Raw genomic sequence first — 12,319 nt, 5'->3', positions numbered from 1 at the left:
TGCTTAAGCACCCGAACAGGAAATGTTTTGTGGCCACCGCCAGTTGGCCGTGTCCCCAAAACCACCCGGTCAGGGCCATGCCCCGACACCCCAGCCATAAAACAAAAAACCCCGGCGCGGGCCGGGGGTGGTGTTGGTTACTCGGCAAACGTCAGACCGCCGGAGTAATGCTTGATCCAGTTGGCTGCGGCGTCCGGGTCAAAGGGTTCGATGCTCAGCCCTTCGAGACAGTGCCACAGCTCGCGGGTGTTCTGCGCGGTGATGACCATGCAGCCGGGCATGACACGTATTTTTAACGGCATCCCGTCGGTAAAGCCGGCTTCGGTGAGCCAGGCACCTTGCAGGGACACCGCCTGAAAGCGGGCGCGTGCATAGCGTTCGGCTTGGGAAACCCCAACCCCAAAAAGCAAGTCGGCCCGTCGGGCCTTCGCTGAAGGGTATTACCTCGCCCCCGCCCCAACCACGCTGCACTGGCTGCGCCCGGCTCGCAGTCGCAAAGCGCCTTGTTCGTTCCCGTGCTAGCCATCTTCGCCCCGTGTGGCCCCCGCCGGGGGCCTCCCCGATGGCCGCCTGGCTGGTTGCTGGCCGGCGTGGTCATGCAGGTGCGTCTTCTCGTTAACCGTTGGAGCCACAGAGCGCCGCAGGGCGTCTCTGTGCCGTCCGCACCGTCACGGGTTGCGATGAAACCCCAACCCGAACCCCAGACAGCGGATGGCAGCGGCTGCCGCCGCTGCTATGATGCGAGGGTTGCAGGCGAAAGCCCCGGCAGGGCGGTAGCGTGTCGGGGTGAAAAAGTGCGTATCGGGCTTGGGTGTCCGGGTATCGAAACGCATCAGGAAAAACCGGCTGTAACCGGCTGACTGCACAGGGAAAAGTGGTGTTCGCTGGCTGACTTCGCAACGGAAGAAGTTGTTGTGGAGAATAACTATCTGAGTGCTGATCAGATAGAAGATTTTGCAGCTAAAGCAAAAGGTTGTGAAGCTCTCGGTGACTGCAAACAGATCGTGAAGGAAATGGAAGATCTGAGTCTGGAACAGCAGAAGGAAATTATTGCTGTATGTTCGACCAGCCCAGAGGCCTGTAAAGAAAAGTACGGCGATATCCCAGCAAACGGTATGTTGGTTCGTGAAGCGATAGATCGTGTGTTGGGTGATGATGTGCCATCGAAAATGAAGAATGACATGTCTTCGTTATTGGCACAGCAGATAGAAGCCGAAGGTGTTGTATCTAGTACGGAGTTTGCAAATAGACTCCAAAGTATTTACGGCATTGATAAACAACAGGCAGAAATTTTAGCAGGAGCTGCATTAGGTGCTATTACCGGTGGGTGCCTGGAACAAAACAATGAATAAACCAGAACCCAACACTGTCTATGAAGTTGACGGGAATAAGACTTATCACACGGATGAGTTGAGTCGAACTACCAATGTTAGTGCATCACTGAGTCTATCTAAAAATGATAGGAATACTTACCAGCAATGTAAGGCTGGTAAGTGTGGTAATACTGGTGATGAAGGCGGTCATCTTATTGCTAGTATTTTCAATGGACCGGGTGAGAAACTAAACCTTGTTCCTATGGATGGGAATCTGAATAAAGGTGCCTGGAAACAGATGGAGAATACGTGGGCCAATGCATTGAAAGATGGTAAGGCAGTGGATGTTAATATTCAGCCGATGTATTCAGGAAATAATACAAGGCCAGATAGGGTGATTGTTCAATATTCAATTGACGGAGGCAGACCCGTTAATGTTGACTTTAAAAACTCTCCCGGAGGTAAATAATGCGGGATCAGGATTTTGAGCAGAGAATAGGCCAAATTCTGTATGATTGTGGGCCTAAGAATGCCCACAAGATTATAGTAAGAGCAGAGGTTTTTCCTGAAAATGATGGTGGGAAGTATGAGTTTGATTATCTTGATGAAAATGGTGAGCTAGACTGGTTCTCCCCAGATGGACGAGCTGTTGCTGATTTAACGGATGCATTAGTTGCCTATAAAACATTTTTTTTGGATAACAACTTAACTAGCGGGAAACCTATCTGGTCAAGATGTGAAATAACAGTGGATATACCAGAAGAAAAAATAAATATAAGCCTTCAGTACGACGACTAACAGCGATCCCGGCCCGCGCCGGGATCGCTTTTTTGTCTATAGAAAACCCCCAGCTAGGCTGGGGGTTCCGTAAAGCTTCCAGCTTTGAGCCAGTTATCAAAACCCCTTTTGATTTGTTAAAACACCTTGCGGTCTGGCAACTGCAAAAGTTCAACAAGAAATCAAAAGGGGGTCCCAATGGGGGACGAAAAGAGCTTAGCGCACACCCGATGGAACTGTAAATATCACATAGTTTTTGCGCCAAAATACCGAAGACAGGCGTTCTACGGAGAGAAACGCCTGGCGATAGGCAGCATTTTAAGAAAGCTGTGTGAGTGGAAAAACGTACGTATTCTGGAAGCGGAATGCTGCGCAGATCATATCCATATGCTTGTGGAAATCCCGCCCAAAATGAGCGTATCCGGCTTTATGGGATATCTGAAAGGGAAAAGCAGTCTGATGCTTTATGAGCAGTTTGGAGATCTGAAATTCAAATACAGGAACAGGGAGTTCTGGTGCCGGGGATATTACGTAGATACGGTAGGGAAGAACACGGCGAAGATACAGGAATACATAAAGCACCAGCTTGAAGAGGATAAAATGGGAGAGCAGTTGTCGATCCCTTATCCGGGTAGCCCGTTTACGGGCCGTAAGTAACGAAGTTTGATGCAAATGTCAGATCGTATGCGCCTGTTAGGGCGCGGCTGGTAACAGAGCCTTATAGGCGCATCTGAAAAACCTCCGGCTATGCCGGAGGATATTTATTTACCAGTTAGATCCTAAGCTCCGCCTCAATCACCAGCCCCCACGCTCAACGGTGACAATCACGGGCTGTCCGGTGCTAAAGCCGAGGTCTTCCAGCCAGCGGCCCTTGAGGGTGAGCTGTGGCGGCGGGTTGCCCGAAAGAGCTTCAACACCCGGACAGGAAATGTTTTGTCATTACCGTCATGCCGATGGTATGACAAAACCACCTGGTCAGGGCTATGCCCCGATACCCCCGCGCGAAAACAAAATCCCCGGTGCTGGCCGGGGGGGGTGTTGGTTACTCGGCAAACGTCAGCCCGCCGGGGTAATGCTTGATCCAGTTGGCCGCCGCGTCCAGGTCAAAGGGTTCGATGCTGAGGCCTTCGAGACAGTGCCACAGCTCGCGGGTGGGACGTGATCTGTTGGTGCGCAGCGAGCAGGACAGCGACCGTTACGACAGCAAACAGCAGAGTGTCAGCGCCGGGGTGACGATACCGATTTACGGCGGCGGAGGCGGAGCCAGCTTCAGCTTCAGCCGTGACAAGGTGCACAGCAACTTTGACAGCGTGCAGGAGCAGTCAGGACTGTTTGCCGGCAGTAACGGGTTTGATGTCACGGTGGGGAACCACACGCAACTGGATGGCGGGGCGATAGCGTCCACGGCGAGTGCGGAGCGGAACCGGCTGGAAACCGGGACGCTGGGCTTCAGCAATATCGACAACCGGGCCGAGTACAGCGCATCCCACACCGGCGGCGGGTTCAGCACCAGTGCGCCGGTGGGGCTGCAAGTGCTGAGCAACGTGGGCGGCCTGATGCTGGCGGGGGCGAACCAGAGCGGCTCGTCGGCGGGGACGACGTATGCGGCGGTGAGCGACGGCACGCTGGTCATCCGCAACCCGACCGGGCAACAGCAGGACGTGAGCGGTCTGAGCCGGGATACGGCGGGGGCCAACAGCGGTGCGCTGAATCCGATATTCGACAAGGAGAAGGTGGAAAGCAAGCTGCGGCAGGCGCAGCTGCTGTCGGAAATCGGTGCGCAGGTGCTGGATATCGCCTCGGCGGAAGGGACGATAAACGCGACGAAAGACGCCAACGCCGGGCTGGCGGCGACGTCGGCGGAGAAACGAAGGGAGAAGGCGGCGTCGCTGGCGCAGGCGTCGCCGGATAAGGTGATAACGCAGGATGACGTGACGCAGGCGCTGTATCAGGATTACTACCATGCGTCATTGAATGCGTCGCCGTACCGCACGGGCGGGCCGGTACGACAGGGGATACAGGCGGTGACGGCGGCGTTGCAGGGCGTGCTGGCGGGAAATGTGGCGCAGGCGGTGACGGGTGCGGCGGCGCCGTATCTGGCGGAGCAGATCCACAAGGCAACGACGGATGCGCAGGGCAACACGGATGTGATGGCGAACACCATCGCGCACGCGTTGCTGGGCGCGGTAGTGGCGGAGTCGGGCGGGAACAGCGCGCTGGCGGGGGCGGCGGGCGAGGCGGGGGGAGAGCTGGCGGCACGGGCGCTGCTGGAGACACTGTACCCGGGCAAGAAGCCGGAGGAGCTGAATGAAGACCAGAAGCAGTTACTGAGTACGCTGTCGACGATAGCGGGTGGTCTGGCGGCGGGCGTGGCAGGCAATAGCGGCACGGACGCGGTACAGGGCGCGCAGTCGGCGCAGGTGGCGACCGAGAATAACTATCTGAGCAACCAGCAGAAGGCTCAGAAGAAGAAGGAACTTGAAGAGTGTCAGACTCAAGCCTGCAAAGTGCAGGCTGAGGCGAAGTGGACGGCGATAGATTTAGGGCAGGATGGGAGCTTTGCGGCCGGGATGGTTGCCGGGGTTCCGGCAGGTCTGTATGACACGATCGACGGTATCGTGAAAACGGCAAGCAGCCCGATGGAGACATATGAGGCGCTGAAATCGCTGTTCAATAGTGGTGATGTGCTGGGTAATGTGTCGGATGCGGTGAAGCAGTCGTATATAGACCGCATCAACAACATGGAAGCGGAATATCAGAAGGCCGGAGCCAGTGGCTCGTTCAATGCCGGTGTTGAAGGCGGAAAACTGGTCACGGATATAGCGGGTCTGCTTGCCGGTGGTACGGGTGTAGTAAAAGTGACCGCAGGTGTAACGGAGAAGATCGTTGCCAAAGTCGCGGGTAAAGCAGTAGGTGCCGAAGCGACTAACACGGCGGTGTCGATGGCTGATCGTATCAAGGCCAATATCGCGGAAAGTCAGCAGGCTCGCGAGTCATCTAATTTTGGGCAGTATAGTAAAGCCGAAGGCGGAGTTCAGGAAACGGAGAAAATCTGGCCGCCGAACCGTGGGGCGTATGGACCGGTTGAGAAAGTTACTTTGCCTATTGGCGAAACCGTTGATAGATACGGCTATCCCGGTGGAAGTTTTGTATCGCCTGTTGGTGTGCCTTTTACTGAGAGAGCTTTGCCTTCATCCTATGAAACTACAAGGCTTTATTTTCAATATGAGATTATTAAGCCTATTCCTGATGTTCCTAAATCTAAGATTTTGCCGTGGTTCGGGCAAAAAGGGACGGGAACTCAGTATGAATTACCGAAACCAGTTCAATGGTACTTAGACAATGACTATATGAAAAAGGTAGATAAATGACTCGTGATGAACTGATTACTCAATTATCTCTATTAGGGGTTAATGATAATAGCTACTCATTAGATGGGTTACGGAATAGTGATTGTACTTGTATCGTGCAAAGGGGCGAACAATGGGATGTGTGCTATGTAGAAAGAGACTCTCCCTATACGATTGCTACATTATCTTCTAAAGAAGAGGCCTATCAGCTTGTTTTTGAACAATTTAAAAAATGGTTGTCGTGACATGAAATTAATCCCGGCCCTAAAAAGGCCGGGATTTTTACCTTTACCGGTCAGACCTTGAGTTCCAGCTTCATCCTGCCGCCCTTGAGTCTGATTGGCAGGGTGGCCTGAAAATGCGTAAGCCCCCGGACAGGAAATGTTTTGTGGCCACCGCCAGTTGGCCGTGTCCCCAAAACCACCCGGTCAGGGCCATGCCCCGACACCCCAGCCATAAAACAAAAACCCCCGGCGCGGGCCGGGGGTTAGGGTGTTATTACCCGGCAAATGTCAGCCCACCGGGGTAATGCCTGATCCAGTTGGCGGCGGCGTCCGGGTCAAAGGGTTCGATGCTGAGTCCTTCCAGACAGTGCCACAGTTTGCGGGTGTTCTGGGCGGTGATCACCATGCAGCCGGGCATGATGCGTATTTTTAACGGCATCCCGTCGGTAAGTCCGGCCTCGGTGAGCCATGCTCCTTGCAGGGAAACCGCCTGAAAGCGGGCGCGTTCATAGCGTCGGCTTGGGAAATACGTTGTATTGCCAGCAGCACTGATATAAGACCGTAATTGGATGCGCTGCGGGCGGCGGTAGAGCTGGGCGTGAACAGCGGCCCGGGAAAGGAGGCGCAGGCGGTGTTCAGTCGGCTGTCGGAGAAATACCGTCGAATGGCGGAAGGTGAGCAGGCGGAATGAAAGTGAGCATATCGCCGCCGGCCGAGCAGGATATCGAGGCGATAGGTGACTATATTTTGTTCGCCTTCCGGCACAAAAAAGGGACCCCACCGGATCCCCACAATACAGTAAATCTTAGTTTGCCAGCGGCACTTCCGGATGCAGGCCGAGCCAGCCTGGGGTCGGGTCGCCTTTGGCTTCGCCCACGTACAGACTCAGCTGCGCGCGGAAACGCTCGACCGCGCCGCGGTCAGACATGAAATCGGCGAAAGCCTGCGGGCGAGTGTTGCGGTATTCCCAGATGTGCTTGTAACCGGCCGGCGGGGCGACATCGGTGCGTACCGACCACATGCGCGCGACCTGGGTTTGCGTTTGCGGGTCCAGCAGCCAGCTCAGGTACAGTTTGGCGCTTTCCGGATGCTTGGCCTGTTTGAAGATGGCGGCGCGTTGCGCCCAGGAAACAAACGGGTCGGTCTTCGGCAACACAAAGCGGGTTACTGAACCTGCCGCCGGGACCAGCGCGCCGGAGCTGGTGAAGGTGGCGCTGTATTTGCCGGTGGTAATCTGAGCGCCCGGTACGTTGGTGCCGCGCACGTAGACCGGATCCTGTTCCTGCAGTTTTTCGACAAACTCCCAGCCGTATTTATCCACTACCTGCTTGTACCAGAACAATACCGCGTCGTCGTCGTTAGGGTAGGCCAGAATCAGGTTGCCTTTCAGATCGGGGCGCAGATAGTCATTGGCTTCCCGCGGCCAGGATTTTTCATCCAGCAGTTGGGTGTTGACCAGGTTGCTGAAAGCGATGACATACGCACCGATCCAGGCGCCGTCCGCATCACGAAACTCCGGGTAGATTTTGTCCCAACCCACCGGTTTGTAGTTCAGCAGTACCCCCTGTTTTTTCCAGCGCGGGAAATCCTGCACCGTTTGCAACTGCACCACATCCGGAATCAGGGTGTCGGTCGCCAGCTGGTTATCGATACGCGCGTCATGGTATTTGCTGTAATCGACGATCACGTTCAGTTTGATGCCGGGAAACCGGTTCTCAAAAGCCTGCTTGAAGCCTGTTTGCTGTGACTGTACATCGCCGCCGGCATAAACGGTGACCGTGCCGCCTTCCTTCAATGCGCTCTGATAGATTTCATCCAGCGAACGGGTGTCCGGCGCGACCGCGGCCTGACTTTGCCAGGCGCTGAGACCGGCCATCATGGTCAGCATCAATGCGGTTTTCTTCAGGTACTTCCCAGTGTATTGCATAGTGGTTTCCTTTACTTAGGATAAAAATCCGGGCCGACGTACGCGGTGTAAACCGGTGCTAAACGACGGACACGGCGCGACCGGCGAATCACCAACGAATGACGCGCCGGGCTGGTCCGGCGATGCGGGATCGCCAGAGCCAGAATCAGGGGAAAATTACGGCGGAGAGCTGATAACGAATGAAAAGATCTGTCTGGCGAAGCGGGAGATTACGGGGAAAGCAACAGCATGGGCTGGCGCATGGCGGTGCCATAAAGCAAGCCGCGCCGACTTGCCGGTTACTGATATAGAACGCGCATGGACCTTCATGGTGAACTCTCCCGTCTGAGGCTAATTTCCCCTTTTTCCGTCAGGGAATTGAAATCGAGTGTATCGGATTGCATAAAAACGAACAGGAAGAAAAAGTGAATAATATAGTTAAAAACCTTGAATGATTAATAAGGATAGCTTGTTCTGAGTAAGGCGGATTTACTGGTGTTAAATGACGTATCGGCGGGGCTGGAATAATAGAATGGTTTATTTTTTCTAATAATTTGCTGTTGGGTAATGTAATGGTCTGATTATGGCAAAAGCAGAGGCGGATCACAGACAACCGGCTGTGATATGAAAACGCCCTGCCAGGCAGGGCGGAGTAGCGCTATCAGGCGGCGGTATTAACCAGATTGCCCTGTGACGAGAACGAGGCCAGCGAAGACGAGAAGCTTTGCAGGAAAGACGACAGCGAAGCGTTGCTGCTGTCGCCGCCCAGTGCGCTGACCATTGAACTGAAGGCGCTCTGCAATTCGCTCAATTGGCTGCTGGAAACCGAACTGCTGCTGGAGGACGAGTCGGAAGAGAGCGCGCTGATCAGCGAAGACAGGTCGTTCTTCATCGGGTTGTCGGACAAGGACGACGAGTTGGACGACGCGCCGATGCTGTGCAGCGTATCCATCAGCGTATGCAGGAAGGTCGCCACGGCTTCTTTCGCGCTGGAAGACGAGGTGTCCGACGTGCTGTCCGTCGAGGATGTTGTGGAACTGGTCGCGCTGGTTTCTGAGGTGCTGCTGGTGCCCAGCGTGATACCGATGGAGGACAAGGCGCTGGTCAGCGCTGCAAATAATCCCCCCTCCTGGTCATCGTCCGATTTACGGTAAGGGATCGCCGTAACGGCAGAGGATGTGGAGGATGACGCGGAACCGACGCCAGACACCTGCCAGACGGAATTGTATAATCCCGAATAGTTGGAGGAAATGGACATCACCATGGTATTTCTCCTTGTAATATTCGCCAGAAAATTAACTGCTGTCTTACGTGTTAACGTCGAAGATATAAAAAACACGACGCTGCATAGGTATATATACCCGTCATACTTCAAGTTGCAGATGCGTTGGCTGCCCTCGCTCACCCCAGTCACTTACTTATGTAAGCTCCTGGGGATTCACTCGGTTGCCGCCTTCCTGCAACTCGAATTATCTGTGTATAGAATAATTGAAATTGTTTTTCTATCAGGGGTGATTTTGCGCTGGAGTTAGCCAATAAAACCCAAAAAATCAATCGAATGAAAAGACGATGAATTATTTGTCATTTAGGAGGATAAACAAAAATTGAACGTAATTTGCGTAAGGAACAAGAAAGAAAAATAGCGGGCTGTTCATAGATTGAAATAAATAACGCGAAGAGTAAGGAAAGCGTAAATTTATTATCAGCCAATCATAATAAATGAAAAAATGAATCACAGAACCTGCGGCAAATACGCATGAAATGATGTGCGGGGAGGAAAGGCCCGTACCGCAGGCCAGCGCTGGCGCACATCTTCATTGGTTTTAGCATGGGGACGCCAGACGGCGGGGCGCGGTACCGAGCAGCACCGAAAAGAAGACGCGTCCGGCAGGGCGTTTAGAGTTCAAAGCCGGGCGCCACTTCTTTCACCGGTTTTCGGCAGGCTTCCGGTAATTCAGATTTGGCTACCTGAGCGGAGCAGTCCGGTTTAAACGGATTGAGCGACTCGCGATTAGCGTAGATCAGCAGCAGAAGCAGAATGATCAGAACGGTGCGCAGGCGTTTTCTCTTTTTCATATTTATGTGTCGGATTGTGTCAAAAAAGGGGAGTCAGGTTACTGAAGTGATTCGCCGCTGTCTCGCTTTGCAAACTTTTGTCATCACTGTTATTGCTCCAGACCGTTCAGGGAACCGGACGGGTTTGTGATCCACTCAGAGAGGGGACGTTATTGACCAAATTCTGAGGGGGATCGACACCATGAGTCGTATTGATAACCGCGTCGGCCTTTGGCCCGGCGCCGGACCGGCTGCACAGCCATTGACCACACCTGACCATCGCCCGCCGTTGTTGCCTGCTACCAGCGGGCAAGCGGTGGAGTTCGGCGGCCCGGCGCCGTCTTTCGCAACCGTGTCTGCCGCACCGGTTACGGCGGCGGGCCGAACCCGCGTCGCGCCGCCGGCAACAACGCTGGCTGCGGAACAGGCAACAGCCATGCTGGATCGATCGAGTTACAGCGATGCAAAGGCGCTGGAGAAATGGATGCCGTTGTTGGGTTCGTTGCCGGAGCAGGAGCGGGCGTCGGCGGCGAAAGCGCTGAACCGACCGATTGCCGCCGCCAATATGCTAAAAGCGGGCGGGGCGGAAGCGGAGGTAGCGATGATCTACCTGAAGGCAAATCCGGCGTTGATGACGGCGCTGGATACGGGCAAAGACGGTGGTAAAGCCGATGGCTACATTTCCCGGCGGGATAGTGGCGCGTTCATAAAAAACATGACACGCAGCGCCCAGAGCGCGCAGCGCAGCCTTGATGACTATCGGCAGGCGCATCCGCAGGCGGACGCGCGCTCGTTACGGCTGGTGGAAACTTCGGCGCTGTTGCTGGCTAATGAGCCTTTGCTGCGCGCGGCCGACCCAAGCCGCTCGGCGGCAAATGCCGCACCGCAGAGCGTCTCGTCACTCTCCCGTCAGACCGATGTGGCCGCGCTGGCCAACGGCAATCCGCTGCTGTCGCCGGAATTGCAAAATGCGGCCCGGCTCTGGTCGCATCCGGGGTTATTTAGCCTGCTGGAGCATGCGGATGTGAAAGGGGAAAAGCTGGCGCGGGTGCCCCATGACGGTAAGCTGTCGGCAGGCGATATCAGAAGCTGGATAGCGGATCAGGCGCCAGCGGATGATGGGCAGGCGACGGCGCTGTTTCACGACGCCGCCGCGCTGGGGCTGGCGGGCAGAACCGATATCAGCCGTCTGAATGATGACGTGTTTGCGCATCCCGACCGCTATAGCGGTGCGCAGAAATCGGCCACGCTGGTCAAACTGCAACAGACGCTGGAACAGGTGGTGGCTGGCCGACAGTATCGCAAGACCGACGAAACCGAGCGGGCGTTGAATGAACGAATCGGCCAATTGCAGCAGGACGCCGATGTGGTGCGGCATTTCGAACAGGCGGTGCCCGCCGATGCGTTACGGTTACAGATGTCCGATCCTCAACTGGCGCGGTTAGCGCGCCCTGGGGATAGCGGCCTGTTGACGCCGACCACCACCGGGCTTGGGGCAAATTCCGTCGCTCAAAACGCGGCCGATCGTCGCGCGCCCGGCGATGCGCAACTGACCGGGCAGATGGGGCGCCACCTGATGGATGTCGCCAAATCGTCGTTGCATATCACCGATCTGAGCAAGACGGCCGGCAGCAAAACCGCGATCGGCCTGGCGGGACGAGTCGGCGCGGCGGTAGCCGGCAAGGTGGTTGGCGCGGTGGCGGGCGAAGCCGCGGGGGCGGCGGCGGCTTCGGCGGTGGGCGCCGCGGCCGGGCCGGTGGGCTGGGCGGTCAGCGGCGCGCTGAGTATCGGGATGGGGATTGCCGAACTGGTCAACTTCTTCAAGGCGAAAAGCAAGCTTAAACATCGCCGGGCGGATTTTGCCAACACCGTCAACCCAACCCTGACGCAGTTCAACATTCCCAAACCGCGCTGAGCGTTTTTATCCCCTCCGTTGATTTTACGGCGCGCCGGCCCCGGTTATCGGACGCTGGCGCGCGGTATCACCATGCCAGCCGGTTGCCGGCATAGTCGACAAAATGGTGGCCGCCTTTGCCCTGATAACGCGCTATCTGTTGCAACAGGCCGCTGACGCTGCTCTCCACCGTTAGCGGCGCACCGCTGCCGCCAAGGTCGGTTTGTACCCAGCCGGGGTGTAATGACAGCAGCGTAACCTGACGGTCGGACACGGCGTCGCTCAGCCCGCGCGTCAGCATGTTCAGCGCCGCCTTGCTGGCGGCATAGAAGGGCAGTTCCGCGCTGGCGTTTTCCGTCAGGCTGCCCAGCCGTGACGTCATGAACGCCAGCGTGGCGTGCTCCGCCAGATGCGGCAACAGCGCCGACGCCAGCGCGATCGGCGCCAGCGTGTTGGTCAGAAATAAGGGAATCAACTGCTCGGGATCGAGAGCGGCCAGATCCTGTCGCTCCGGGCCATAGACGCCTGCATTAATCAGCACCAGATCAAAACTGTCCTGCGCCAGCGTCTGGCAACATGCGGCGCGCTGCGAGGCGTCATTGATATCCAGCGCCAGCCAGCGCACCGGCAGGTTGTCGGTGGCGGCGGAAGGCGAGCGTCGGGTAGCGGTGACGGCCCAACCCTGCTGATGCAAGGCGGTGGCGATGCCTAATCCCAGCCCGCGGGAAGCGCCGATAATCAGTGCGCGTTGTCCTGAACTCATAACCTGTCATCTCCTGAGTGGTCATATCGGGCGATTT

15 protein-coding genes are annotated in these 12,319 nt (G+C 56.0%); 8 read left to right on the top strand and 7 right to left on the bottom strand.

Annotation, left to right across the window (positions count from 1 at the left end; translation table 11 throughout):
- Positions 1 to 137: 137 nt before the first annotated feature.
- The gene (locus tag CVE23_RS11735) at positions 138 to 410 is read right to left on the bottom strand and encodes a SymE family type I addiction module toxin (RefSeq protein ID WP_100849598.1); all 273 of its coding nucleotides are present in this window, start codon (positions 408 to 410) and stop codon (positions 138 to 140) included.
- A gap of 504 nt (positions 411 to 914) precedes the next feature.
- Here CVE23_RS11735 and CVE23_RS23080 point away from each other — a divergent pair.
- The 4 genes from CVE23_RS23080 (at position 915) to tnpA (ending at position 2,747) form a co-directional block, all read left to right on the top strand.
- On the top strand, positions 915 to 1,352 hold the full coding sequence (locus CVE23_RS23080) for a hypothetical protein (protein WP_225622580.1): 438 nt from the start codon (positions 915 to 917) through the stop codon (positions 1,350 to 1,352).
- Positions 1,345 to 1,782, top strand: coding sequence for a DNA/RNA non-specific endonuclease (locus tag CVE23_RS11725; RefSeq protein ID WP_225622579.1), 438 nt, complete (start codon positions 1,345 to 1,347; stop codon positions 1,780 to 1,782). Before CVE23_RS23080 ends, CVE23_RS11725 begins: the two co-directional genes overlap by 8 nt.
- Entirely contained in the window at positions 1,782 to 2,111 is a 330-nt protein-coding gene (locus CVE23_RS11720) for a hypothetical protein (protein ID WP_100849597.1), read from the top strand. Before CVE23_RS11725 ends, CVE23_RS11720 begins: the two co-directional genes overlap by 1 nt.
- A gap of 177 nt (positions 2,112 to 2,288) precedes the next feature.
- Positions 2,289 to 2,747: an IS200/IS605 family transposase gene (tnpA, locus tag CVE23_RS11710; RefSeq protein ID WP_038918153.1), complete on the top strand. Its 459-nt coding sequence runs from the start codon at positions 2,289 to 2,291 to the stop codon at positions 2,745 to 2,747.
- A gap of 138 nt (positions 2,748 to 2,885) precedes the next feature.
- Here tnpA and CVE23_RS11700 read toward each other — a convergent pair whose 3' ends face one another.
- On the bottom strand, positions 2,886 to 3,020 hold the full coding sequence (locus CVE23_RS11700; RefSeq protein ID WP_162942974.1) for a SymE family type I addiction module toxin: 135 nt from the start codon (positions 3,018 to 3,020) through the stop codon (positions 2,886 to 2,888).
- Between the two features lie 185 nt (positions 3,021 to 3,205).
- Here CVE23_RS11700 and CVE23_RS11695 point away from each other — a divergent pair, with 185 nt between their 5' ends.
- Positions 3,206 to 5,461, top strand: coding sequence for a glycohydrolase toxin TNT-related protein (locus CVE23_RS11695; protein WP_100849595.1), 2,256 nt, complete (start codon positions 3,206 to 3,208; stop codon positions 5,459 to 5,461).
- Complete coding sequence (locus CVE23_RS22745) at positions 5,458 to 5,685, top strand: hypothetical protein (RefSeq protein WP_145958420.1); 228 nt, start codon at positions 5,458 to 5,460, stop codon at positions 5,683 to 5,685. The genes CVE23_RS11695 and CVE23_RS22745 overlap by 4 nt, the downstream gene beginning before the upstream one ends.
- Positions 5,686 to 5,938: 253 nt before the next feature.
- On the opposite strand, the gene CVE23_RS23075 is transcribed toward CVE23_RS22745, so the two are convergent.
- Entirely contained in the window at positions 5,939 to 6,103 is a 165-nt protein-coding gene (locus CVE23_RS23075; protein ID WP_229705540.1) for a type I toxin-antitoxin system SymE family toxin, read from the bottom strand.
- Positions 6,104 to 6,229: 126 nt separating this feature from the next.
- Between CVE23_RS23075 and CVE23_RS23165 the strand changes: the two genes are divergently transcribed.
- The gene (locus CVE23_RS23165; protein WP_263864496.1) at positions 6,230 to 6,355 is read left to right on the top strand and encodes a hypothetical protein; all 126 of its coding nucleotides are present in this window, start codon (positions 6,230 to 6,232) and stop codon (positions 6,353 to 6,355) included.
- 114 nt (positions 6,356 to 6,469) lie between these two features.
- On the opposite strand, the gene CVE23_RS11680 is transcribed toward CVE23_RS23165, so the two are convergent.
- The 3 genes from CVE23_RS11680 to CVE23_RS11665 all read right to left on the bottom strand — a co-directional run bounded on the left by CVE23_RS11680 (position 6,470) and on the right by CVE23_RS11665 (position 9,646).
- A complete protein-coding gene (locus CVE23_RS11680; protein WP_049853692.1) occupies positions 6,470 to 7,591 on the bottom strand; it encodes an ABC transporter substrate-binding protein in 1,122 nt (373 codons plus the stop codon).
- 640 nt (positions 7,592 to 8,231) lie between these two features.
- Positions 8,232 to 8,834, bottom strand: coding sequence for a hypothetical protein (locus CVE23_RS11675; protein WP_038658445.1), 603 nt, complete (start codon positions 8,832 to 8,834; stop codon positions 8,232 to 8,234).
- Positions 8,835 to 9,466: 632 nt separating this feature from the next.
- Positions 9,467 to 9,646 (bottom strand): hypothetical protein, encoded by a 180-nt coding sequence (locus tag CVE23_RS11665; RefSeq protein ID WP_038919145.1) that lies wholly within the window; start codon positions 9,644 to 9,646, stop codon positions 9,467 to 9,469.
- A 181-nt stretch (positions 9,647 to 9,827) separates the two neighbouring features.
- On the opposite strand from CVE23_RS11665, the gene CVE23_RS11660 reads away from it, so the two are divergent.
- Complete coding sequence (locus tag CVE23_RS11660) at positions 9,828 to 11,540, top strand: type III effector HrpK domain-containing protein (RefSeq protein WP_100849594.1); 1,713 nt, start codon at positions 9,828 to 9,830, stop codon at positions 11,538 to 11,540.
- Positions 11,541 to 11,607: 67 nt separating this feature from the next.
- Here the strand turns inward: CVE23_RS11660 and CVE23_RS11655 are convergent, their stop codons facing one another.
- Positions 11,608 to 12,282 (bottom strand): SDR family oxidoreductase, encoded by a 675-nt coding sequence (locus CVE23_RS11655; RefSeq protein ID WP_100849593.1) that lies wholly within the window; start codon positions 12,280 to 12,282, stop codon positions 11,608 to 11,610.
- Between the last annotated feature and the right edge of the window lie 37 nt (positions 12,283 to 12,319).

It is taken from the genome of Dickeya fangzhongdai (genome assembly GCF_002812485.1).
GTDB classification, from domain to species: domain Bacteria; phylum Pseudomonadota; class Gammaproteobacteria; order Enterobacterales; family Enterobacteriaceae; genus Dickeya; species Dickeya fangzhongdai.
The sequence above is the reverse complement of the archived record's forward strand: the minus strand, read 5'-3'. Positions and strand labels throughout refer to the sequence as shown.